The following is a 21,975-nucleotide window of genomic DNA, read 5'->3' on the forward strand; positions in this document are numbered from 1 at the left end:
GATGGACTGGCGTCAGCGGGTGCAGTCCTGGATCCCGCGTCGTACCTTCGCCAGTGCCGATGCTGGAACAACCGATTCAGCTCCCGCCGATCGTGAAACCCGAGGATCATGACTGTCCGTCAGGCCGAGTACCCGCGGCCCAACCACTTCATCCTTCATCTCAGCGACACCCACTTCATCGCGGGCGACGGGGGCCTCTACGGCTCCGACGTCGACAGCGAGGCGCAGCTCCGCCGGCTCTTCGACGAGCTCGAGGAGTCCGGCGGACGGCCGGAGGCGATCGTCATCACCGGCGACCTCGCCGACAAGGGCGAGCCGGAGGCGTACGCCAAGCTCCGCGCGGTCGTCGAGCCGGCGGCCGCCCGCCTCGGCGCCGAGGTGATCTGGGTCATGGGCAACCACGACGACCGCGGTGCGTTCCGCTCGGAGCTGCTCGACCAGCTCCCGACCACGCAGCCCGTCGACCGCGTGCACGACGTGAACGGTCTGCGCATCATCGCGCTCGACTCGACCGTGCCCGGCGCCCACTACGGCGAGATCTCGGACGCGCAGCTCGACTGGCTCGCCGAGGAGCTGGCGAGCCCGGCACCCCACGGCACGATCCTGGCGCTGCACCACCCGCCGGTGCCGTCCGTGCTCGACCTCTCGGTGCTCGTGGAGCTGCGCGACCAGCCGGCCCTGGCCGAGGTCCTCGAGGGGTCCGACGTCCGCAGCATCATCGCGGGCCACCTGCACTACTCCTCCACCGCCACCTTCGCGGGGATCCCCGTATCGGTCGCCTCGGCCACCTGCTACACCCAGGACCTCAACGTCCCGGTCGGCGGCACCCGCGCGCGGAACGGCGCCCAGGCGTTCAACCTCATCCACGTCTACGACGGCACGGTGCTGCACTCGGTCGTGCCGATCGGCACCTCGACCGAGGTCTCGTACGTCTCGGCGAACGAGACCGAGCGGATCCTCGCGGCCGCCGGCGTCGAGATCGCCCCGGCCACCGCGGCACCGGTCTCGCGCGACGAGGCGCTCTACCCGCCGCTCGAGGAGCGCGTGGGCGTGAGCGCCTAGCCGACCGGCGGAATCGGCCGCAGGCGCGTCAGCGCCGTGGTCGGTTCCGCGCGCGGTCGCGGCCGAACAGGTGCCCGGCGAAGGCCAGCGCGGCCGCGAGGGCGAGCCCGACGCCTGTCCCCGCTCCCACGCCGATGCCGGGGAACACGAGCGAGCTCGCGATCCCCAGCAGAAGTCCGACGACCGCGCCGCCGACGCTCCAGAGCACGGTCAGTCCTCGCGCTCCCACGGGGCCGCGATCGGGTAGTACTCCTCCAGGAAGCCGATGACGGCCTTGGTGCGCGCCTCGGCCGAGATCTCGGGGAAGCTGCCGTCGTTGAGGCAGAAGAAGTCGACGCCGCGGTTCTTCAGCAGCTTCTTCATGTCCTTCAGGCCCTGGTGCATCGTCGTGTCGACGTACTTCACCTTGGCGTTCTCCTGCACGACCGCGCGCCCGGTCATCAGCGCGTAGTAGTGGTAGAGCGAATTGGTGACCGAGACGTCGCTCGAGGAGCGGAAGCGGCTCGCGGCGGTCGCTGTGAACTCGGGCTCGAACTCGGTCTCGAGCTCGGCCATGACGCTCTTTCGCAGCGGAGTCGCCGCGTGCTCGAGGTGACGGGTGGTCATCGCACCGAAGCGCTCGCGCAGCAAGCGCCGGTTGACGCGCGCGGCGTTCTCGAAGCCGCTCCGGGAGGCGTTGGAGTCGCCCATGCCGATGCGGGTCGTCGCCTCGATGAACTTGGTGATGCCTCCGGGCGAGAAGAAGATCGACGGATCGACCGGGCGCCCGAAGAACATGTCGTCGTTGGAGTAGAGGAAGTGCTCGGCGAGCCCGGGGATGCGGTGCAGCTGGCTCTCGACGGCGTGCGAGTTGTGGGTCGGCAGCACCGAGAGATCGCGGAAGTGGTCCTCGCTGCGCACGAGCGTGACGTCGGGGTGCTCGTCGAGCCAGCGGGGACGCGGCGAGTCGGTGACGATGTAGATGTGCCGGATCCAGGGCGCGTACATGTAGACGCTGCGCAGCGCGTACTTGAGCTCGTCGATCTGGCGGAAGCGGGCGGGGGCGTCGTCGCCCTCGCCGACCACGTAGCTGGCCATCCGGGCGGCGCGGGCGCGCTGGAACTCGAGATCGGTGCCGTCGACCCACGAGAAGACGATGTCGACCTCGAAGCGGATGTCGCTCACGAGCGGCTCGAACATGCCCTCGAAGGTCGGCCAGGTGCGGCCGTAGGCCTCGACGTGCGCGTCGATGGCCTCGGTCACCGGGAGGCTGTTGCGCATGAGCGCGTTCTCGGCAGGAGTGATGATCTCCTCCTCGCCCACCTTCCACAGCTCGAGACGCACTCCACTGCGGGCGCCGTAGCGGAGCGAGCCGGTGGAGGAGACGCGGGGGCGGAAGAGCGAGAAGACGTGGGCGCGCGGGTAGGGCGCGATCATGCCCTCGGCGATCAGGTGCGGCGGCGTGCCGCGCTTGTCGAGGGTCTTCACGTAGAAGGGCTCGGTCGCGAAGGCGCGGGCCAGCAGGGTCGCGAGCTCGGTGCCGAGCGAGCGGTCGACCGCGAGGAACGGAGCGCCGTCGGTGCCGCGGATCAGCCGGTAGGGGAACTCCGCCTCGTCGAGCACCTCGCCGATCGCGATCAGGTCCTCGGTCCAGGCTGCTTTCGGCGTCGTACTCGAGTTCACCAGCGAGAACAGACCGGCGTGGACGACGACGTCGTCCCGGTCGAAATGGCGGGGACGCAGGAGCGGGGACGGGAGAGCACGGACGGAAGGCATGATTCACATTATCCGCCGCCTGTTTCCCGTGCGTTACCGCCGGATCAGCTTGACAGCGAGTCGAATCGCGCGAAGGCCTCGTCGGCGGCGCTCTGCGCATCCCGGGCCCGGTGCCCCTCCTCGGCGAACGCGACGCCGAGGGCCGAGGCCGGCTCGCCGAGCCGGGCGGCGCGAGCGGAGTGCTCGCCCAGTGCGCGGCGTGCGGCGAGCGCGTCGCGCTGCTCCCCCAGCGCGTCCGCGATGTCCTCCGCGACGCTCCCCCTCCGGTGCACGCGCGGGCCGACCGCGGAGGGGACGACCGAGCGCCACGCCTCGACGACGTAGCGCAGCCGCTTCGCCGCCTTGCGGACCTCGTGCCGATCCGGTCCGCTGCGCGCTGTCTCCAGACGCGACAGCTCCTTCTTCAGCGACCGCTTCACCAGCTTCCGAGCGCTCGAGCCCGCCTTCGCGGTCCTCGGCGGGTCTCCGATCAGCTCGTCGAGCGACGCCAGCAGGTCGAGGTACCGGCCGCCGCGCAGAGTGCGGGCGACGCGACGGAGCGCGACACCGTGCCGGCCCTCGATGTCGACCAGGATGCTCGACTCCGACACGGCGGCCGCGGGCAGCTGCTCGGCGGCGGCGGCGAGACCGGCGCGCAGCCGGGCCCCCAGCACCTCCTCGTCCCGCGCGGCGCCGAGGACTCCGCCCAGCCAGCGCAGCTCGTCGCGGATCGGATCGGTGGCGCTGCGGTCCAGGACCGAGCGGGAGGCGGCGAGCACGCTGCGCAGCCGCCGGCAGAGCGTCCGCATCCGGTGCAGTGCGTTCTCGGCCTCGAGGCGCACGAAGGGGTCGACGGCGCGGAGCTCGGCCAGCAGCTCGACGATCGCGGCGAGCGCCGCCTCTCCCCCGTCGCGCGAGGCGGGGCGCTGCACGTCGATCGGCCCCCCGGTCGCGCGGGCGAGCTTCGAGGCGCTCTCGGCCGGCCGCGCGCCGCTCGCGAGCAGCCGCCGCTCCACCGCCTCGAGCACCGCCTCCCCCTCGTCCCCGGGAGCATCGACGAGCTCGACCTCCCACTCCCGCCAGCGCCGCTCGACTCCGGTGCGCTCGTCGCGGGCGACGACGAGGTCGTCGGCCACCTCGGCGAGCTGGCGCCCGTCGGCGGCGAGCACGCGGGTGATCCCCCGCGACGTCTCGAGCAGGGCGAGGGGCTCGAGCCGCGAGCGGCCGACGTGGCCGAGCACCGCCGAGCGGATGACCGCCGGCACCGTGCTGGACTCGGTGAGCGGCGCGTGGATCTCGGTGCGCCCCGCGGAGCCGGGAAGCTTGACGTGCCAGCCCTCGTCCGCTCCGCCCGCCCGGCGCCGCAGGGTGATGCGGCCGCGCGAGAGGGCGCGCCCCGAGGTGTCGAAGTACTCGGCCCGCAGAGCGACCGGGGCCTGGCGCTCCGTGGACGCCACCGGTCCGGCTCCCGCGAGATCGGGCAGCTCGGTCTCGGCGCCGACGTCGTACTTGCGCTCGATCTCGGTCTGCGTGTGCGCGGTGCGACCCCCGGTCGCGGCGGGCTTCTTCGACTTCTTCGCACTCGGCATGGTCCATTCTGCGCACGGCGGACGCGTGCGGCGCACCCCGGGGCGCCCGGGTGCCGCTCCGGCCTAGGCTGAGGGGATGACTGCGCCCGTCCCGCCCGTCGCCCGCCGCGTCCCCCTGGAGCGCCGTCATCACGGCGACACGGTGGTCGATCAGTACGAGTGGCTCCGCGAGAAGGAGGACCCCGGGGTCCTCGCTCATCTCGAGGCCGAGAACGCCTACACCGATGCGGTCCTCGAGCCGCTGGCCCCGCTGCGGGAGCGGCTCTTCGAGGAGATCCGCTCGCGGACGAAGGAGACCGACCTCTCGGTTCCCGTCCGCGAGGGCGCCTGGTGGTACTTCTCGCGCTCCTTCGAGGGCCGCCAGTACGCGGTGCACTGCCGGGCCCCGATCAGCGGGCCCGACGACTGGACCCCGCCCGCCCTCGGAGAGGGCGGCGAGCTCCCCGGCGAGCAGATCGTCCTCGACGGCAACGCCGAGGCGGAGGGGCACGAGTTCTTCTCCCTCGGCAGCTTCGACGTCAGCGCCGACGGCCGCTACCTCCTCTTCGGCACGGACGTCGAGGGCGACGAGCGCTACACGCTCCGCATCCGCGACCTCGCGACCGGCGAGGACCTGCCCGACGTCGTCGAGCAGACCGGCGGCGGAGCGACGTTCGGCGCCGACGCCCGCCACGTCTTCTACCCGACCGTCGACGAGTCGTGGCGGCCGGACACGATCATGCGCCACGAGGTCGGCACCGACGCCGCCGCCGACGTGGTCGTCTTCACCGAGCCCGACGAGCGCTACTGGATCGGCGTCGGCCTCACCCGCAGCCGCCGCTTTTTGGTCATCGAGATCGGCAGCAAGATCACCAGCGAGTGCCTCCTGCTCGACGCGCAGGACCCCACCGGCGAGTTCCGCTCGGTGTGGCCGCGGCGCGAGGGAGTGGAGTACGAGGTCGAGCACGCCGTCCTCGACGGGCGCGACCGCCTCCTCATCGTGCACAACGACGCGGCGCTCAACTTCGAGATCGTGGAGGAGCCGGCCGATCTCTCCCTGAGTGCCGAGGAGCGCGCGCAGCAGCGGCGCGTCGTGGTGCCCCACCTCGCGGGGCGCCGCATCGAGGGCGTCGACGCCTTCGCCCGGCACGTGGTCGTCTCCTACCGGTCGGAGGGTGCGACGCGCCTGGGCCTGCTCCGGGAGGGGGACGGCGACGCCGCGCTCGACGAGATCGTCTTCGACGAGCCGCTCTACGATGCGGGGCTCGCCGGCAATCCGGAGTGGGAGCAGACGTCCCTCCGCCTCGCGTACACCTCGTTCGTCACCCCCTCGACGGTGCTCTCGCTCGACGTCGCGACCGGTGGGCGCACCGTGCTGAAGCAGCAGCCCGTGCTCGGCGACTACGACCCCGAGCGCTACGTGCAGCGCCGGGAGTGGGCGACGGCGGAGGACGGCACGCGGATCCCGCTCTCCCTGGTCTGGCGCCGCGACGCCGCCGATCCCGACGCTGCCCCTGCTCCGCTGATCCTCTACGGCTACGGCTCCTACGAGGCGAGCATCGATCCCGGCTTCTCGATCCCCCGGCTCTCGCTGCTCGACCGCGGAGTCGTCTTCGCGATCGCGCACGTGCGCGGCGGCGGCGAGATGGGGCGCTCCTGGTACGAGAACGGCAAGACGCTGACGAAGAAGTCCACCTTCACCGACTTCGTCGACTCCGCTCGCCACCTCGTCGAGCAGGGGTTCACGACTCCGGAGCGGCTCGTCGCCCAGGGCGGCTCGGCCGGCGGTCTGCTGGTGGGCGCGGTCGCGAACCTCGCTCCGGAGCTGTTCGCGGGCGTCCTCGCCCAGGTCCCGTTCGTCGACGCGCTGACCTCGATCCTGGATCCGTCGCTGCCGCTGACGGTCATCGAGTGGGACGAGTGGGGCGACCCGCTGCACGACGCCGAGGTCTACGCCTACATGAAGTCGTACTCGCCCTACGAGAACGTGCGGGACGGAGTGCGGTACCCGCGGATCCTCGCGACGACCAGCCTCAACGACACGCGGGTGCTGTACGTGGAGCCGGCGAAGTGGGTCGCGCGGCTCCGCGAGGCCGGGGCGCCGGCGCTCCTCAAGATCGAGATGACGGCCGGGCACGGCGGGGTGAGCGGCCGCTACGAGCGCTGGCGCGAGGTGGCCTTCGAGTACGCGTGGATGCTGGACGTGCTCGGAGCCCCCTGAGCGTCCCGCTCCGGATCCGGCGGCCCCGCCGCAAGCCCCACCCGCGTGTCACCGCCGACGCGTAGGGTTCGGGGTGCCGACGAAGGGAAGAGCATGAGCGCAGGCCTGTCGATCGACCGGATCGCCGCATGGGTGGCGGATCAGCGGTGGTACGCGAGCAAGGGGCGGCGCCCCGAGCTCGAGGTCCGCGGCGCGTGGTCGCTGCACCCCGAGGGCGGTGAGGTGGTGGACCACCTCTTCATCGACCGGGCGGGGACATCGCCGGTGCTCTACCAGGTGCCCGTGTCCGTGCACCCGGCCCCCGTCGCCGGCCTCGAGGACGCGCTCGTCTACTCCGACGGCGAGCGCTGGGTCTACGACGCCCCGCGCGACCCCTTCTTCGCGCGCGCCCTGCTCGGCATGATTGCCGAGGGCGTCCGCTCCGACGAGGACGGCGCCGAGGGCGGCGCCCGGGCCGAGGGGCACCGGCAGCCCGGTGCTGTGATCGGCGCGTTCGCGTCGTCGAAGGTGCTCAGCGGCGAGCAGTCGAACACCTCCGTCATCGTGTCGACCACGGCCGAGGACGGCTCCGCCGGCACCCCCGTGATCGTGAAGGTCTTCCGAGCGCTGCACCACGGCGACAACCCGGATGTGACGGTGCAGTCGGCGCTCAACGCGGCCGGCAGCGCTCTGGTCCCGCCCGTCATCGGCAACGTCACGGGCGAATGGGACGACGAGGGCGAGCCGAGCGGGCGCGCCTTCGGGCATCTCGCTTTCGCCCAGGAGTTCCTGCCCGGTGTCCAGGACGCGTGGCGGGTCGCCCTCGAGGCGGTCGGCGCCGACTCCGACTTCACCGGCCCCGCCCGCGAGCTGGGCTCGGCGACCGCCGCGGTGCACGCCACGCTCGCCGACGTCCTCGAGACGGAGGAGGCGACCCCCGAGGTCGTCGAGCGGATCGTCGCCACCATGCGCCGTCGCCTGCGGATCGCCTCATCGGAGGTGCCGGTCATCGCCGAGGACTCCGACGCGATCGACGCCGTCTTCCGGGCGGCCGCGGCCGCGCCCTGGCCCCGGCTGCAGCGCATCCACGGCGACTACCACCTGGGGCAGGTGCTCCTCGTCCCCGGACGCGGCTGGGTCCTGCTCGACTTCGAGGGCGAGCCCTTGCGTCCGATGAACGAGCGGCGGATGCCCGACGTGGCCCTGCGCGACGTCGCGGGCATGCTGCGCTCCTTCGACTACGCCGCCGGAGCGCACGAGCAGAGCTCCCCCGGCTCCCGTCGCGCCGAGTGGGCCGCGGCGAGCCGCGCCGCGTTCCTCGAGGGGTACTCCGAGCGCGCGGGCGACGCCGTCGAGGCGCACCGCGCCGTGCTCGACGCGTTCGAGCTCGACAAGGCCGTCTACGAGGCGATCTACGAGGCCCGCAACCGCCCCCAGTGGCTGTCGATCCCGGTCACCGCGGTGCAGCGGCTCGTCGGACGCTCGTAGGGTGCAGGTATGAGCGAACGCGACGAGAAGTCCGATGAGAAGCCCCTGGACCCGCTGAGCGACTTCAGCATCCCGGGCGACACCGATCTGCACACCGACGGCGACGCCTCGGGGGCCGACGGTGCCGAGGTCGCGGAGCCGGGCTCCGCGGACGACCGGAAGTAGGACCTCGGGAGGGGCAGCCGGATCACCGGCGGCTCCTCCCGCCCTCGTTCCGGGAGAGCGCGGGCGCCGCTCCGACCGGACCCGCTGCCGCTCACCGTGTCAGAGCCAGCCCCAGCGCTTGAACAGGCGGTGCAGGATCACGCTCGACGCGACCATCAGCCCCAGCGCGGCCGGGTAGCCCCACGCCACGTGCAGCTCCGGCATCACGTCGAAGTTCATGCCGTAGACGCTCGAGATCATGGTCGGCGCGAAGAAGATGGCCGCCCAGGCCGAGATGCGCTTGACCTCGTCGTTCTGCTGGTTGCCCGCCTCCGCCAGCCGCTTCATGTCCTCGTTCTGCCGTTGGGCGACGAGGGTCGCGTTCACCGCGAGGATCTCGCGGAGGGTCGTCCGGAAGCCCTCGACGCGCTCGTCGACGACGGCGACGTGATCGGCGACGTCGCGGAGGTAGCGGCGCAGCTCGACGTCCTCGCGGAACACCTCGAAGTCGGTGACGAGGCGTCCGAGCATGCCCGTGAGCGGCCGCGTGGCGCGCTGGAAGTCGAGCACCTCCTGGCTCAGCTCGTAGATGCGCCGCGACACCGCGGGGTCCCCCTCGAAGACCTGGGCCTCGATCTCGTCGATGTCGTTCTCGAGGCCGGCGACGACCGGCGAGTACTGGTCGACCACGGCGTCCAGGATCGCGTAGAGGACCGCCACCGGGCCCTTGCGCAGGAGCTCCGGGTCGGCCTCCATCCGGCGCCGCACGAGGGAGAGGTCCGGCTTCTCGGAGTGCCGGACGGTCACCACGAAGTTCGGGCCGACGAAGAGGTGCAGCTCGCCGAAGTCGACCTCCTCGCGCTGATCGGCGTAGCTCGCGGCCCGCAGGACCACGAACATGTCGCTGCCGTAGCGCTCGAGCTTCGGCCGCTGGTGGGCGCTGATCGCGTCCTCGATCGCGAGGGGGTGCATCGAGAACTCGTCCTCGAGAGCCGCGAGCTCGCCCTCGGTCGGGCGGTAGAGCCCGATCCAGGCCATGGCGTCGGGGAGCCGCTGCAGCGCGGAGAGCGCCTCCGGGATGCTCCCGGGCGAGACGATCCGGCGGCCGTCCTGGTAGATCGCGTTGTCGACGGTGCTGGTGCGCGGCGGAGCCTCGACGGGGCGCAGCCGCTCGATCGGGGCGGTGTCCTCGGCGGCCGCGCGCGTACGCGAGCCGAGACCGAGGGAGGGGACGCGGGGAAGCTTCACGGTCGACTCCTCTCGCCTTCGCCGACGACCCATTGTGCACCTCCCGGTGAACAGCGGGTGTCCGGGGCGGATCCGCCCCCGCGCCGTCGGCCGGTCCTCGGGTGTCGGAGGCTCTCAGTAGCCTGGAGGAACGAGAAGGGGGCCACCCCGCACGCCAGGAGGGACGACGTCGGTGAAGCTGCTCCACACCTCCGACTGGCACATCGGCCGCACCTTCCACGGTCATTCGAGCGTGCCCGCGCTGCGCCGGGTGCTCGAGGCGCTCGTCGCGACCGTGCGCGAGGAGGCCGTCGACGTGGTGCTCGTGGCGGGCGACGTCTTCGACTCGGCGGTGCCGGCCGGCGAGCACTACGCCCTGCTCACCCGCACGCTCGAGGAGCTCCGCGGCGCCGGCGCCGAGGTCGTCCTGACCAGCGGCAACCACGACTCCCCCGCGCGGCTGGGCTTCCAGGCCGGGCTCCTGCGCACCTCCGGCGTCCACGTGCTCACCGATCCCGAGGCGTACGCCGAGCCGGTCGTGCTCCGCGACGAGCACGGGGAGGTCGGCGTCTACGGCATCCCCTACCTCGAGCCGGCGCTCTACCGCCACCGGCACCCCGAGGAGTCGCTCCGCCGGCACGAGGACGTCCTCGCCTTCGCGATGCGGCGGATCCGCTCCTCGGCCGGGGCCGCCGGGCGACGCTGGGTCGTCCTCTCGCACTGCTTCGCCGTCGGCGCGCCCGCCGGCACCGTCGAGCGCGACATCACCGCCGGGGGCATCGACTACGTCTCGGTCGACCACTTCGCCGACGCCGACTACGCCGCTCTCGGGCACATCCACGGCCGGGCCGAGCTGCTGCCGAACGTCCGCTACTCCGGTGCGCCCCTGCACTACTCCTTCGGCGAGGCGGCGAAGCCCCGCGGCGGCTGGATCGTGGAGCTCGGCGCCGACGGGCTGCAGGACGTCCGCTGGTCGCCGCTTCCCGTGCCCCGCAGGCTCAGCGTGATCGAGGGGCGGCTCGACGAGCTGCTGGCCGATCCGACGCTCGCGCAGGAGGAGCAGGACTGGGTCTCGGCCGTGCTGACCGACGAGGTGCGCCCCCTCGACGCGATGGCGCGTCTGCAGTCCCGATTCCCCGGCTGCGTGACCCTGGAGCACCGGCCGCCGAGCGCGCCCGCCGGCGAGCCGACCGCCTACGCCGAGCGGATCCGCGGGCGCAGCGACGTCGAGATCGTCGACGACTTCCTCGCCCACGTGCGCGGCCGCGGCGCCTCCGACGCCGAGCGCGGGATCGTCCTCGACGCTCTCGCGGCGGTCGACGCCGAGGCCCTGCGGTGAGGATCCGGCGCCTCGCCTTCGCCGGACTCGGACCGTTCCGCGACCCTCAGGAGATCGACTTCGACCGACTCGAGGACGTCGGCATCTACCTCATCGCGGGCCGCACCGGCGCGGGCAAGTCGACGATCCTCGACGCGATCAGCTTCGCCCTCTACGGCTCCGTGCCCCGCTTCGACGGCACGTCGGCACGACTCCGGAGCGATCACAGCGCGCCCGAGGACGAGACGTTCGCCGAACTCGACTTCGAGGCCGCGGGGCGGCTCTACCGGATCCGGCGCTCGCCCGAGTACGAGCGCCCGGCCAAGCGCGGGGGCGGCACGACGCGACAGGCGGCGAAGGTCTCGCTCCTGGAGTGCGTGGGCGGCTCCTGGAGCGGCGTCTCCTCCAGCGCGAAGGAGACGGGGATCGAGATCGGCCGCATCGTCGGGCTGACGAAGGACCAGTTCCTGCAGGTGATCCTGCTGGCGCAGAACCGCTTCCACGAGTTCCTCCTCGCCAAGAACGACGAGCGGCAGAAGCTGCTGCGCACGCTCTTCGCCACCGAGCGCTACGAGCTGCTCCGGCGGCGCCTGCTCGATCAGCGGCAGGAGAGTGCCGCCGCCCTCGAGGAGGAGAGGTCGGCCGTCGCGGCCCTCGCCGACGAGGCGCGCCGTCTGGGCGGGACGGAGGAGGGCGAGGTGATCGATGCGGCGTGGTTCGCGGGTCTCGTCGCCTCCCTCGAGCCGGCGCTCCTCGAGGCGCGGTCGGAGGTCGATCGGGCCGACGACGCGCAGATCGAGGCGCGGGCGGCCCTCGACGCCGCGTCGCTCCTCCGTCGCGCCCAGGATCGCCGCTCCCGAGCCCTGCGCGAGAGCGAGGAGCTCGCGGTCGCCGAGGCCGTCGTCGTCGCCCAGCGCGAGCGCGTCGAGCTCGCACGTCGGGCCGACGGAGTGCTCCCGGTGCTCCGGTCGGCGGCGTCCGCCCGCACCGCGGCCGAGAGGGCGGCCGCCGAGCGAGACGGCGCGGCCGAGCTGTTCGGCGCCGTGCTCGCGGAGCCCGCCGAGCGAGCCGGGGCCGCCGACCGGTCGGAGGCTCTCGGGCGCCGCTTGGGAGCACTGACGGAGGCCCTCGCCGAGGAGCGCCGGATCCCCGATGCCGAGAAGGCGGTGGAGCGGGCCGAGCGCGCTCGTGCGAAGGCTCTCGCCTCGCTCGAGCGGCTCGATGACGAGCTGAAGGGGCTGCCGGTCCGGCTCGACGCCCTCGCCGCGGAGGAGGAGTCGCTCACTCCCCAGGCGGCGACCGTCCCCTCCCGCACCGAGGAGCTCGCCGCGCTGGAGCGACGGATTGCGGCCGCCGCCGAGCGCGAGGCCGCCGCATCGTCGCTCGCGTCTCTCCGAACGGCCTACGCCGAGGCCGGACGCCGGCACGGCGACCTCGCGGCCGAGCACTCGGCCCTCGTCTCCCGCCGGTTCGCCGGCTTCGCCGGGGAGCTCGCCACGGCCCTGGTCCCCGGGGAGCCCTGCCCCGTCTGCGGTGCTCACGAGCACCCGCGTCCGGCCGAGCACGGCGACCTCGCCCCGGTCTCGACCGAGGACCTCGACCGGGCCAGGGCGGCGGTCGACGCGGCCGCTCGGACCATGGACCGCGCCCGTGATCGCGAGGGCACCGCGGCGCTCGCGCTCGCCGCACTCGAGGAGCGGGCGGGAGTGGACACCCCGGCCTCTCTCGACCTCGCGCTGATCGAGGGGCGCCAGCGGCTGGCCGCCGCCCGCGCCGCCGCGTCGCGCTGCGAAGCTCTGCGGAGCGAGCGCGGCACGCTGCGCCGCCGGCTCGACGAGCTGACCGCGCTCCGCGAGAGCGCCCGCACCGACGACGACCGCCTGACCCGGGAGGCGACGATCGCGGCCGAGGCGCTGCGGACCCTCCTCGAGAGGGTCGAGGCGCAGCGCGACGGCGCCGACAGCATCGCCTCCCGCGTCGCCGAGCTGACCGAGCGGCGCCGCGTCGCCGATGCCCTCGTGGCGGCGGAGGACCTCCTGGTCGTGCGCACCCGTGCCGTCGACGAGGCGCAGGAGCACCTCGAGTCGGTGCTCGCCGAGCGCGGCTTCGAGAGCGCGGCCTCCGCCGAGGCGGCGGCGCTCACCGCGGGCGAACGCGCGCGGGCCGAGGCCGTCGTCGCCGAGCACGAACGGCGCAGGGCCGCCGTCGACGCGGTGCTCGCGGAGCCCGAGCTGCAGGAGCTGCCCACGACCCCCGTCGACCTCGCCGGCGCCGAGGAAGCGGCCCGGCTCGCCTCCGTACGCCGCGACGAGGCGCGCTCGCGGCTCTCGGTGCTCGAGCACCGCGCCGCACGACTGGCCGAGCTGGCCGCCCTTGCCGAGAGCAGGCTGCTCTCGCTCGAGGGCCGGCTCCGTCGGCACGAGGAGCTGAGCGCGCTCGCCGAGACGATCGACGGGCGCGGGCAGAACACGCGTCGCATGGATCTCGAGGCGTTCGCGCTCGCGGGCCGCCTCGAGGAGATCGTGGGCGCGGCGAACCTCCGCCTCGGCGCGATGACGAGCGGCCGCTACTCGCTGCTCCACGACGACTCCCTCGCCTACCGCAACGCCTCCTCCGGCCTCGGGATCGAGGTGCTCGACGCGTTCACGGGCGTGCGCCGCCAGCCCGCCTCGCTCTCGGGAGGCGAGACGTTCCTCGCGTCACTCGCGCTCGCCCTCGGTCTCGCCGACGTCGTCACGGCCCAGTCGGGCGGCATCACGCTCGAGACGATGTTCATCGACGAGGGCTTCGGCTCGCTCGACGCCGAGACCCTCGAGACCGCGCTGGGCACGCTCGACGCGCTGCGGTCCGGCGGTCGCACGATCGGGCTCATCAGCCACGTCGACGCGATGCGCGAGCGGCTGCCGATCGGGCTCCGCGTCGTGGTCGGCGATCGCGGCGACAGCACGCTCCGCACGGACTGAGCGCTACCGCGCCGAGCGGCGGTGCCGCGCGACCGCGTCCGTGTTCCCGCAGCGCGCGGAGCAGTAGCGCTGCCGACCGGCCCGGGACTCGTCGACGAAGACCCGGTCGCAGCCCTCGCGCGTGCAGACTCCCATCCGGAGCCCGGCGGAGGAGGACACGAAGAACGCGAGGCCGCCCGCCGTCACCGAGCGGACGCGGGTGACGACGTCGCTGTCGTCGGGCACGAGGTGCAGGTGCGGCGGCATGCCGTCGTGGGTCGCGACGAACAGCGACCCGGCGACCTCGGCGAGCAGGGCGTTCACCGCGTCGCAGCGGGCCTGAACGGAGGTCGCGGCGAAGACCGCCCGCATCCGCCTCCCCCAGGTGCGCAGCGCGAGCGTCTCGGAGGGAGCGAGCGCGGGCTCGCGGACGCCCTGCTCGCGCAGCAGCGGCTCGATCGCGTCGTCGGGCGCCGCGTTCACGAGCGCGGCCGCGAGACGCGGGCCGACCTGATGGCGGTGGTCGAAGCTCATCGACCGACTGTAATGGTTGAACGTGTTCGATTCATTACGTGAGGATCGGCGCATGCACGAGCACCGATGGACACGACTCTCCCGCCACCCGACCAGCGAGGGGGTCCTCAGCTACCTGCAGTGCGCCTGCGGGGCGCGCGAGATCGAGCTCGCACCGCTCGCTCCGGCGGTGCTGCTCACCGCTCGGGAGACTCGGACCCGCTGCTAGTGCCTGGTGATCACGGATCGCCGTCGCGAGCACGGCCTGATCGTGCGAGCTGCACGGAGGAGACCGGAGGCCGATGCGGGCATCGGCTGAGGCCTCCGACGCCGCAGATCGTGCGATCAGGCCGAGCGGAGCACGCGAGATCGTGGTCGCCAGGCACTAGGGTCGTGCGCAGTGACACGGGGTGCCCGCCTGGGCTGAGAGAAGACCCGTTGAACCTGATCTAGTTCGTACTAGCGAAGGGATGTCGCGAATGAGCATTCGCACGCCTGCCCACCCGACCCTCCACGACCTCGACGGGGCCGCCGTCGGCCGCGATCTCGAGGAGCTGCGCCGCAGGGCGCCACTCGTCCAGTGCATCACCAACGCGGTGGTGACCGGATTCACCGCCAACAGCCTCCTCGCCCTGGGGGCGAGCCCCGCCATGGCCGATCTCCCGGGCGAGGCGGGCGTCTTCGCCGGGCTCGCGTCGGCGACGCTCGTGAATCTCGGGACGCCCGGGTCAGAGCAGCGCTCCGGGGCGCGGGAGGCGATCGCGACCGGGCCGCTCTGGGTGCTCGATCCGGTCGCCGTCGGGCCACTGCCGGTCCGCACCGCCTTCGCCGCCGAGATCCTCGACCAGGGGCCCTCGATCATCCGCGGCAACGCCTCCGAGATCCTCGCCCTCGCCGGTCTCGGTGCCGGCGGTCGGGGTGTCGACGCCGTCGACGGGGCCGAGGATGCGCTCGACGCCGCGAAGGAACTCGCCCGGCGCACGGGAGCCGCCGTCGCTGTCTCCGGCCCCGTCGACGTCGTCACCGACGGAGTCGCGGTCGTCCGTGTCACCGGCGGGCACCCGCTGCTGACCCGCGTCACGGGCGGAGGCTGCGCCCTCGGCGCCGTGATGGCCGCCTTCCTCGGCGCCGCCGACCCCGCCCCCGGAGCCGCCCTCCGCGCCGCCGTCGCGGGCTCGGTCGTCTGGGGGATGGCCGCCGAGCGCGCGGCGCGCACCGCGGCCGGTCCCGGCTCGTTCGCCGTGGCCCTCCTCGACGAGGTCTCCTCCCTCGACGCGTCCGTCGTCGCGCAGGGGGCGAGGATCGCGTGAGCGCCCTCGACCTCTCCCTTTACCTCGTCACCGACACGCGGCAGTGCGGAGCGCGCGGCGTGCCGGCCGTCGTGTCCGCCGCGGTCCTGGGTGGCGTCCGCACTGTCCAGATCCGCGACCACGACGCCTCGGCCGCCGAGCTGCTCGCCCTCGTCCTCGCCGTCGCCGACGTGCTCGACGAGCGCACGACCCTCGTGGTGGACGATCGCGTCGACGTCGCCCTCGCCGCCCGCCTGGCCGGAGCGCGGGTGCACGGGGTCCACCTCGGGCAGTCAGACCTGCCCGTCCTCGCCGCCCGGCAGCTCCTGGGCCCGGACGCCGTCCTCGGACTGACGGCGAACACGCCCGCGCACCTCGAGGCCGTGCACGCCCTGCCCGCGGGTACCGTCGACTACCTGGGCGTCGGAGTGATCCGGCCGACCGCGACGAAGCCCGACCACCCGGTACCGCTCGGGATCGACGGGTTCGCGGATCTCGCGGCCGCGACTCCGCTCCCCTGCGTCGCCATCGGCGGCGTGGGCCTGCACGATGCGGCGGCCCTGCGCGCCGCGGGGGCCGCCGGCCTCGCTGTCGTCTCGGCGATCTGCACGGCGGAGGATCCCGCAGCCGCCGCTGCGGCCCTCCGAGCGGAGTGGGACCGGTGACCGTGCGCATCCCGCGCGTGCTCAGCATCGCGGGCACCGATCCGACGGGCGGTGCGGGCATTCAGGCCGACCTCAAGTCGATCGGCGCGCTCGGCGGCTACGGGATGGCGGTGGTCACCGCGCTCGTCGCGCAGAACACGCACGGGGTCCGCTCCGTGCACCTGCCGCCGGTGACGTTCCTCCGCGAGCAGCTCGACGCGGTGAGCGACGACGTCGCGATCGACGCCGTGAAGATCGGCATGATCGCGACCGCCGCGATCGGCACGGGGATAGCGGACTGGCTCGACGCGGTCCGTCCGCCGCTCGTGGTCGTCGATCCGGTCATGATCGCCACGAGCGGTCATCGTCTGCTCGACCCCGAGGCCGAGGAGAGCGTCCGCGAGCTCGTCCGCCGGGCGCATCTCGTCACCCCCAACCTCCCGGAGCTCGCCGTGCTGGCCGGCGCCGAGGAGGCCGGGGACTGGGCCGAGGCGCTCCGGCAGGGCGCGGACGTCGCCCGCACGCTCGGCACCGCCGTGCTGGTGAAGGGCGGGCATCTCGACGGCCCGTCGACTCCGGACGCGATCGTCACGCCCTCCGGCGAGACCCGCGAGACCCCGGGCGAGCGCGTCCCCACCTCGAACACGCACGGCACCGGCTGCTCGCTCTCCTCCGCCATGGCCGTGCTCCTCGTCGGCCGGACGGGTGCCGTCGACGACCTCGCGGCAGCGCTCACCGAGGCGAAGGAGTGGCTGACCGGCGCACTCCGCGGCGCCGACGCCCTCGAGGTCGGCACCGGCAACGGGCCGATCGACCACTTCCACCGGCTCCGCACGCCCGCCTTCTGCGAGGCGGTGTGGACCGAGACCGAGCCGCTGCGCCGCGAGATCGACGCCCTGCCCTTCGTCACCGCCCTCGGCGACGGCACGCTCGAGCGCGACGACTTCGAGTGGTACCTCGCGCAGGACGCGCTCTACCTCTCGGAGTACGCCCGCGTGCTCGCCGTGGCCGCCCAGCGGGCGCCGAGCGCCGAGGAGCAGGTCTTCTGGGCCGAGAGCTCTGCGCAGGCGATAGCGACGGAGGCGCAGCTGCACCGCGATCGGCTCGGCAGCCGATGGGACGAGCCCTCCGACACCACCCGGGGCTACGTCGACCATCTGGCGGCCGTCGGAGCGAGGGGCGGCTACGGCGAGCTCGTCGCCGCACTGCTGCCGTGCTTCCAGCTCTACGCCGACATCGGCGAGCGACTGGCGGCGGCGAACCGGCCGGGGCACCCCTACGAGGACTGGCTCTCGACCTACGCCGACCCCGGATTCGCCGCCGCGACCGCGAGGGCGATCGCCGTCACCGAGGCCGCAGCCGCACGGGCCGGAGCGACGGAGCGCGCCGCCATGCGCGACGCGTTCCTGCGCTCCAGCCGCTTCGAGCGCGACTTCTTCGCGGCTCCGCTCAGCCGATCGCCTCGCGGAGGACGTGCATGAGCGCGTCCAGCTGAACCGTGTCGGCCGAGGCGGTCTCGGCGTCCGCGCCGTCGAGCGCGCGGGCGGCGAGGCCCGCCTTGGCGTCGATCAGCTCGGCGATCTTCGCGTCGATCGTGTGCGCCGCGATGATGCGCCAGGCCGTGACCGGCTCCTCCTGACCGATGCGGTGCACGCGGTCGATGGCCTGCGTCTGCTCGGCCGAGGTCCACGACAGCTCCGCGAGGACCACGTTCGAGGACGCCTGCAGGTTGACACCGACTCCGGCCGCCGTCAGCGAGCAGACCGCGACCGAGACGTCGGGGTCGGTGTTGAAGGCGTCGATCTGCGACTGCCGGAACGTCGCCGTCTGGTCGCCGCGGATCGAGACGGACGCGAGCTCGCGCTTCTCGAAGGTCTCCTCGGCCTGGTCCATCACGTCGATGTGCTTGGCGAAGAACACGACCTTGCCGACCGAGCGGGCCAGCTGCGAGGCGTAGTCCGCGGCCAGCGCGGCCTTGGCCTGGCCGATGCGGCGCACCATGGTGAAGACGTTCTCGCCGGTCTTCGCCGACTTCGACTCCTCGAGCTCGCTCTGCGCGACGATGCGGATGAACCGCTCGCTCTCGTCCGAGTCGAGCTCGTGCGTGATCGAGGCGGTGACGGCCTTGTACCGCTGCAGCATCCGGGCGCCGAGCTCGCGCTCGGCCTTCTGGATGGAGCGGCCGAGGTCGTCGTCGAGCTCGACGGGCAGGTCGACGATCCGCTTCGAGGGCAGGTCGGCGGCGACGTCGATCTTCTTCCGCCGCACGATGCCGAGGTCGATGACCGCCTCGCGCGCCTCGGGGTAGAAGCCGGTGTCGGCCGGGGTCAGACCGGTCTCCTCGAGGCTGCGCATCAGGTCGGGCCCGGGCTTGGTCTCGTCGATCCAGCCCAGGAAGCGCCAGATCGCGCGGAAGTCGTCCACGTCGTTGATGAGCGGCGTTCCCGTGAGGGCGATCATCAGCGGGTCGTGGCCGGGGGTCGTCTCGCGGATCTTCGACGCGAGCGCGAGCACGCTCTGCGACCGCTGCGAGCGCAGGTTCTTGATGAAGTGCGCCTCGTCGACGACCATGCCGCGGAAGCCGAGGCTCCCGAGCCAGCCCAGGTGGCGGTCGAGGATGTCGTAGTTGACGATGACGACGTCGGCGAACGCGTCGAGCGTGGTGCCGTCGCCGTGGATGACGGTGGCGCGGCGGTGCGGGGTCCAGTGCTCGACCTCGCGGGCCCAGTTCATCTTGACGACGTTGGGCACGACGGCGAGCAGCGGATAGGACCCGGTGACCGAGGCGGCGAGCAGGCTCTGCGCGGTCTTGCCCAGACCCGGCTCGTCGGCGAGCAGGAAGCTGCGGTGGCCCTCGCGCGCACTCTCGATGAAGCGCGCCTGGTGGGCCATGAGCTCGCGGCCGCGGGGCGAGACCCGGTCGATCGCGGGCGGCTCCGGCAGCTCCATGCTCGCGGCGCGGCCGCCCGCTCCGTACTCGAACGCCTTGAAGAGCGGACCGAGCAGCTCCCAGTCGTCGAGGCGACGTCGGGTGGGAGCCGGGGCGGCGGCGATCGAGAAGTCCGGCGGCAGGAACGGGTTGGCCAGCTGGCGCGCCCGCACCGACGGCGGGACGACCTGGTTGACCGGCGCCTCCGGCTTGGGCTCCGGCTCGGTCACGATCAGCAGCTCGTCGGGGCTCAGCTCGGCACCGGCCTCGAGCAGCCAGTCGCGGCGGAGCTTCTGCGCGGCGGGGGTGTATCCGGCCTCGGACTCGAGGAGGCTGATGAGGCTCGTGTCGCGGGCGGCGGTCTTCGCGAGGATGGTCGCGATTCCGTCCAGGCGCTTCATCTCCTCGGCGCGCTGCGAGTCGCTCAGCTCGGTGTCGACCTTGACGCGCTTGCGCTCCTCGCGCATGAGCAGGGCGATGACGAGGAACTTCGTGCGATTGGTCGGGCCGACCTTGCCGGTCTGCGCCTTCGCCTCCACCTCGCGGACGCGTCGCGCGAGGATCGGGATGATCCCGGCGTTGTCGCCTCCGCGGGGCCGCGACCGCGGCCTGCTCCCGGCCGCGTTCGTACGACGCGTCTGACCACCGGACTGACGCTGGCCGCTGCGAGCCATGCTCCTCCTCGACGTTCGACGGGGGCGCAGGAGGGGTTCCCGGGCTCTACCGTCGGCATTGCACTGAAAGTGTCTTGCGCTGGCCACCCGGCCTCCGAGGAGGCGGACGGCGTCAGTGCATCCGATGGCCGTCGGGAGCTCCGAGCAACGGATCTGAGACCCGGTCGCAGCATCCCCGGCGCGCGGGTGCGACCCCATCCTACCCCGAGCAGGCGCCGGGCCTACTCCGCGACGGGGACCTTGATGATCAGACCGGCGGCGACCACGACGCCCACCGCGGCGAGGTGGAGGGAGGCCCAGACCTGGTCGGGGAAGTCGAAGGGCAGGACCGGGTTCCACAGCACGAGGATCGGCACGAGTCCGACGAGCCAGAGGAGGGAGCGCGCCTGGATCGCGAACCAGCCGATCACCGCCGCGAGGATCGCGACCGGGTACCGCACGAAGTCGTAGGCGTCGCCGCCGACGAGGGCGAGCCCGGCGAGCAGCACGATCGCGGCGAGCACTCCCGGGGCCAGCGCCATCCTCGCGGTGCCGCGGGACGGATAGCGGCCGGCGGGGCCGCGGGACGTGGGAGCTGCGTTCACTCCTCGATCGTACGCGGCGCTCCGAGCCCATACCCCCGCCGGGTATGCGGTCGTCGGCGTAGGCTGGCCGGGTGATCGACGATCTGAAGAAACGGTCCCTCCACCGCGCGCGCATCCTCGAGGGGCAGATGCGCGGCCTCGCGAAGATGATCGAGAACGAGGACTACTGCGTCGACATCGTCACGCAGTCCCTCGCGATCCAGAAGTCGCTGGGTTCGCTCAACAAGCTCATCGTCGAGAACCACCTGCGCACGCACGTGACGACGATGTTCGACGAGGGCGGTGAGGCGCGCGAGGCGGCGATCGCCGAGCTCGTGAAGATCTTCGAGCTCTCCAACAACCGCTCATGACCCGCCTCGTCGCCCTCCGCGGCGACATCACCCGCGAGGACGTCGACGTGGTCGTCAACGCCGCGAACTCCTCCCTCCTCGGCGGAGGAGGGGTGGACGGAGCGATCCACCGCGCGGGCGGGCCGGAGGTCCTCGAGGAGTGCCGCCGTCTGCGCGCGAGCACGCTGCGCGACGGCCTGCCGGCCGGGTCCGCGGTCGCCACGACCGCCGGGCGCCTGCCCGCGCGCTGGGTGGTGCACACCGTCGGCCCCGTCCACTCGCGGAGCGAGGACCGCACCGCCGTGCTCGTCTCCGCGTACGCCGAGTCGATCGCAGTGGCCCGGGGCCTCGGCGCGCGGACCGTCGCGTTCCCGGCGATCTCGGCCGGGGTCTACGGCTGGCCGATGGACGACGCGGCGAGGGTCGCGGTCGAGTCCGTCCGAGCGGCGACGACCGACGACGATCCGATCGTCGAGGTGCGCTTCGTGCTCTTCTCGGACGAGGCGCTCGCGGAGTTCACCCGCGCGCTCGCCTGATCACCGGTCGCATCGGAACCCCGAGCTGCGTCCTCTCGTCCCGCACCCGGAGGAGGGAGCGGGACGGGAGTCAGCGCCGCCGAGCCCCTCGGGGATCCGGCAGGCGCGTGAGGGCTAGGCCGTCTTGGGCCGCGCGAACTCGTCGAACGGCAGCGTGATCGGGCGGGTGCGCGGCGGCATCCGCAGCAGCGCGTCGAGCGCCGGCCCGAGCGCCCCGCGCCAGGCGGCGTAGCCGTCCTCGTTCAGGTGCAGGCGATCCGGGCTGTACCGGTCGTCCATCGCCCCGTCCTCCGTGGCGAAGACCGGCCAGAGGTCGAGGTAGGCGGCGTGCGCCGTGGGGGCGAACTGCCAGAGGTGGCGGTTCACGTCCCGGATCTGCGGCGCGAACTCGTGCCCGCGCGGCAGGACCGAGTTGACCAGGAGCCGCACGTCCGGGAGGTCCCGGCGCAGAGTGGCGACGATCGTCTCGATGTTCCGGACGATGTGCTCGGTGGTGCGGTGCCAGGCGAGATCGTTGGTGCCGATGAGCAGCACCACCGTCTCGGGGGCCTGCTCGACCAGTTCGGGCAGACGCGCCACGATGTCCGCGGTGGTCGCCCCTCCGTGGCCCTCGTCGACGACCGTCGACGAAGTGAGCCACTCGTCCCAGGCCCCGGCCTGGATGATGCTGTCCCCGACGAAGAGGACCTTCCCCAGCTGGAGATCGCGCCCCGCGTCCGTGTCCGACGGCTCGCTCATCGTGCTCCTCTCGTTCGGTCCGGAGGCGGTGTCGCTGCTCTCCGGAGTCTCCATTG

General features: G+C 73.0%; 20 protein-coding genes and 1 riboswitch. Of the genes, 12 read left to right on the top strand and 8 right to left on the bottom strand.

The window, feature by feature from the left end; genetic code table 11:
- Positions 1–108: 108 nt before the first annotated feature.
- Complete coding sequence (locus IOC53_RS00940) at positions 109–1,062, top strand: phosphodiesterase (protein ID WP_242682614.1); 954 nt, start codon at positions 109–111, stop codon at positions 1,060–1,062.
- A gap of 28 nt (positions 1,063–1,090) precedes the next feature.
- On the opposite strand, the gene IOC53_RS00945 is transcribed toward IOC53_RS00940, so the two are convergent.
- From IOC53_RS00945 to IOC53_RS00955, 3 genes are read right to left on the bottom strand one after another with little or no spacing between them, the layout of a single operon-like run.
- The gene (locus tag IOC53_RS00945) at positions 1,091–1,270 is read right to left on the bottom strand and encodes a hypothetical protein (protein WP_207402506.1); all 180 of its coding nucleotides are present in this window, start codon (positions 1,268–1,270) and stop codon (positions 1,091–1,093) included.
- Between the two features lie 2 nt (positions 1,271–1,272).
- A complete protein-coding gene (locus tag IOC53_RS00950) occupies positions 1,273–2,817 on the bottom strand; it encodes a stealth family protein (protein WP_207402507.1) in 1,545 nt (514 codons plus the stop codon).
- Between the two features lie 44 nt (positions 2,818–2,861).
- Positions 2,862–4,385 carry a CYTH and CHAD domain-containing protein gene (locus IOC53_RS00955; protein ID WP_207402508.1) on the bottom strand — a complete coding sequence of 508 codons (1,524 nt, stop codon included), beginning with the start codon at positions 4,383–4,385 and terminating at the stop codon, positions 2,862–2,864.
- 76 nt (positions 4,386–4,461) lie between these two features.
- Here IOC53_RS00955 and IOC53_RS00960 point away from each other — a divergent pair, with 76 nt between their 5' ends.
- The 3 genes from IOC53_RS00960 to IOC53_RS00970 all read left to right on the top strand — a co-directional run bounded on the left by IOC53_RS00960 (position 4,462) and on the right by IOC53_RS00970 (position 8,217).
- A complete protein-coding gene (locus IOC53_RS00960) occupies positions 4,462–6,585 on the top strand; it encodes a S9 family peptidase (protein WP_207402509.1) in 2,124 nt (707 codons plus the stop codon).
- Positions 6,586–6,678: 93 nt separating this feature from the next.
- Positions 6,679–8,052, top strand: a complete 1,374-nt coding sequence (locus IOC53_RS00965; protein ID WP_207402510.1) for a phosphotransferase — start codon at positions 6,679–6,681, stop codon at positions 8,050–8,052.
- A gap of 9 nt (positions 8,053–8,061) precedes the next feature.
- A complete protein-coding gene (locus IOC53_RS00970; RefSeq protein WP_207402511.1) occupies positions 8,062–8,217 on the top strand; it encodes a hypothetical protein in 156 nt (51 codons plus the stop codon).
- A gap of 99 nt (positions 8,218–8,316) precedes the next feature.
- On the opposite strand, the gene IOC53_RS00975 is transcribed toward IOC53_RS00970, so the two are convergent.
- The gene (locus tag IOC53_RS00975; RefSeq protein WP_374070073.1) at positions 8,317–9,444 is read right to left on the bottom strand and encodes a magnesium and cobalt transport protein CorA; all 1,128 of its coding nucleotides are present in this window, start codon (positions 9,442–9,444) and stop codon (positions 8,317–8,319) included.
- 172 nt (positions 9,445–9,616) lie between these two features.
- Here IOC53_RS00975 and IOC53_RS00980 point away from each other — a divergent pair, with 172 nt between their 5' ends.
- Together IOC53_RS00980 and IOC53_RS19355 are read left to right on the top strand one after the other, a co-directional pair.
- On the top strand, positions 9,617–10,762 hold the full coding sequence (locus IOC53_RS00980) for an exonuclease SbcCD subunit D (protein ID WP_207402513.1): 1,146 nt from the start codon (positions 9,617–9,619) through the stop codon (positions 10,760–10,762).
- The gene (locus IOC53_RS19355) at positions 10,759–13,704 is read left to right on the top strand and encodes an AAA family ATPase (RefSeq protein ID WP_207402514.1); all 2,946 of its coding nucleotides are present in this window, start codon (positions 10,759–10,761) and stop codon (positions 13,702–13,704) included. The genes IOC53_RS00980 and IOC53_RS19355 overlap by 4 nt, the downstream gene beginning before the upstream one ends.
- A gap of 3 nt (positions 13,705–13,707) precedes the next feature.
- Here the strand turns inward: IOC53_RS19355 and IOC53_RS00990 are convergent, their stop codons facing one another.
- The gene (locus tag IOC53_RS00990) at positions 13,708–14,217 is read right to left on the bottom strand and encodes a CGNR zinc finger domain-containing protein (RefSeq protein WP_207402515.1); all 510 of its coding nucleotides are present in this window, start codon (positions 14,215–14,217) and stop codon (positions 13,708–13,710) included.
- A gap of 52 nt (positions 14,218–14,269) precedes the next feature.
- Between IOC53_RS00990 and IOC53_RS00995 the strand changes: the two genes are divergently transcribed.
- The 4 genes from IOC53_RS00995 to thiD all read left to right on the top strand — a co-directional run bounded on the left by IOC53_RS00995 (position 14,270) and on the right by thiD (position 17,610).
- The gene (locus IOC53_RS00995) at positions 14,270–14,425 is read left to right on the top strand and encodes a hypothetical protein (protein ID WP_207402516.1); all 156 of its coding nucleotides are present in this window, start codon (positions 14,270–14,272) and stop codon (positions 14,423–14,425) included.
- 167 nt (positions 14,426–14,592) lie between these two features.
- A riboswitch (TPP riboswitch) is annotated at positions 14,593–14,684 on the top strand.
- Positions 14,676–15,506 (top strand): hydroxyethylthiazole kinase, encoded by an 831-nt coding sequence (gene thiM / locus IOC53_RS01000; RefSeq protein ID WP_207402517.1) that lies wholly within the window; start codon positions 14,676–14,678, stop codon positions 15,504–15,506. It overlaps the preceding riboswitch by 9 nt.
- Positions 15,503–16,150, top strand: a complete 648-nt coding sequence (gene thiE, locus IOC53_RS01005) for a thiamine phosphate synthase (protein ID WP_207402518.1) — start codon at positions 15,503–15,505, stop codon at positions 16,148–16,150. The genes thiM and thiE overlap by 4 nt, the downstream gene beginning before the upstream one ends.
- Positions 16,147–17,610 carry a bifunctional hydroxymethylpyrimidine kinase/phosphomethylpyrimidine kinase gene (gene thiD, locus IOC53_RS01010; protein ID WP_307786012.1) on the top strand — a complete coding sequence of 488 codons (1,464 nt, stop codon included), beginning with the start codon at positions 16,147–16,149 and terminating at the stop codon, positions 17,608–17,610. The genes thiE and thiD overlap by 4 nt, the downstream gene beginning before the upstream one ends.
- Here thiD and IOC53_RS01015 read toward each other — a convergent pair.
- Both IOC53_RS01015 and IOC53_RS01020 read right to left on the bottom strand, forming a co-directional pair.
- Complete coding sequence (locus IOC53_RS01015) at positions 17,579–19,732, bottom strand: DEAD/DEAH box helicase (protein WP_207402519.1); 2,154 nt, start codon at positions 19,730–19,732, stop codon at positions 17,579–17,581. The genes thiD and IOC53_RS01015 overlap by 32 nt on opposite strands.
- A 221-nt stretch (positions 19,733–19,953) precedes the next feature.
- Positions 19,954–20,316, bottom strand: coding sequence for a DUF6804 family protein (locus tag IOC53_RS01020; RefSeq protein ID WP_307786013.1), 363 nt, complete (start codon positions 20,314–20,316; stop codon positions 19,954–19,956).
- A 71-nt stretch (positions 20,317–20,387) separates the two neighbouring features.
- Here IOC53_RS01020 and IOC53_RS01025 point away from each other — a divergent pair, with 71 nt between their 5' ends.
- Positions 20,388–20,666, top strand: a complete 279-nt coding sequence (locus IOC53_RS01025) for a metal-sensitive transcriptional regulator (RefSeq protein ID WP_055794622.1) — start codon at positions 20,388–20,390, stop codon at positions 20,664–20,666.
- Positions 20,663–21,181, top strand: coding sequence for an O-acetyl-ADP-ribose deacetylase (locus tag IOC53_RS01030; protein ID WP_207402520.1), 519 nt, complete (start codon positions 20,663–20,665; stop codon positions 21,179–21,181). Before IOC53_RS01025 ends, IOC53_RS01030 begins: the two co-directional genes overlap by 4 nt.
- A gap of 114 nt (positions 21,182–21,295) precedes the next feature.
- Here IOC53_RS01030 and IOC53_RS01035 read toward each other — a convergent pair whose 3' ends face one another.
- Complete coding sequence (locus IOC53_RS01035; protein WP_207402521.1) at positions 21,296–21,919, bottom strand: GDSL-type esterase/lipase family protein; 624 nt, start codon at positions 21,917–21,919, stop codon at positions 21,296–21,298.
- Positions 21,920–21,975: the final 56 nt, after the last annotated feature.

The sequence above is a fragment of the Rathayibacter sp. SD072 genome (genome assembly GCF_017355185.1).
In the GTDB taxonomy this organism is placed as follows: domain Bacteria; phylum Actinomycetota; class Actinomycetes; order Actinomycetales; family Microbacteriaceae; genus Rathayibacter.

Coding starts and splice junctions, on each gene's coding strand:
- IOC53_RS00940 (WP_242682614.1), top strand. CDS start 109: ATGACTGTCCGTCAGGCCGAGTACCCGCGGCCCAACCACTTCATCCTT.
- IOC53_RS00950 (WP_207402507.1), bottom strand. CDS start 2,817: ATGCCTTCCGTCCGTGCTCTCCCGTCCCCGCTCCTGCGTCCCCGCCAT.
- IOC53_RS00955 (WP_207402508.1), bottom strand. CDS start 4,385: ATGCCGAGTGCGAAGAAGTCGAAGAAGCCCGCCGCGACCGGGGGTCGC.
- IOC53_RS00960 (WP_207402509.1), top strand. CDS start 4,462: ATGACTGCGCCCGTCCCGCCCGTCGCCCGCCGCGTCCCCCTGGAGCGC.
- IOC53_RS00965 (WP_207402510.1), top strand. CDS start 6,679: ATGAGCGCAGGCCTGTCGATCGACCGGATCGCCGCATGGGTGGCGGAT.
- IOC53_RS00970 (WP_207402511.1), top strand. CDS start 8,062: ATGAGCGAACGCGACGAGAAGTCCGATGAGAAGCCCCTGGACCCGCTG.
- IOC53_RS00990 (WP_207402515.1), bottom strand. CDS start 14,217: ATGAGCTTCGACCACCGCCATCAGGTCGGCCCGCGTCTCGCGGCCGCG.
- IOC53_RS00995 (WP_207402516.1), top strand. CDS start 14,270: ATGCACGAGCACCGATGGACACGACTCTCCCGCCACCCGACCAGCGAG.
- thiM (WP_207402517.1), top strand. CDS start 14,676: ATGAGCATTCGCACGCCTGCCCACCCGACCCTCCACGACCTCGACGGG.
- IOC53_RS01015 (WP_207402519.1), bottom strand. CDS start 19,732: ATGGCTCGCAGCGGCCAGCGTCAGTCCGGTGGTCAGACGCGTCGTACG.
- IOC53_RS01030 (WP_207402520.1), top strand. CDS start 20,663: ATGACCCGCCTCGTCGCCCTCCGCGGCGACATCACCCGCGAGGACGTC.
- IOC53_RS01035 (WP_207402521.1), bottom strand. CDS start 21,919: ATGAGCGAGCCGTCGGACACGGACGCGGGGCGCGATCTCCAGCTGGGG.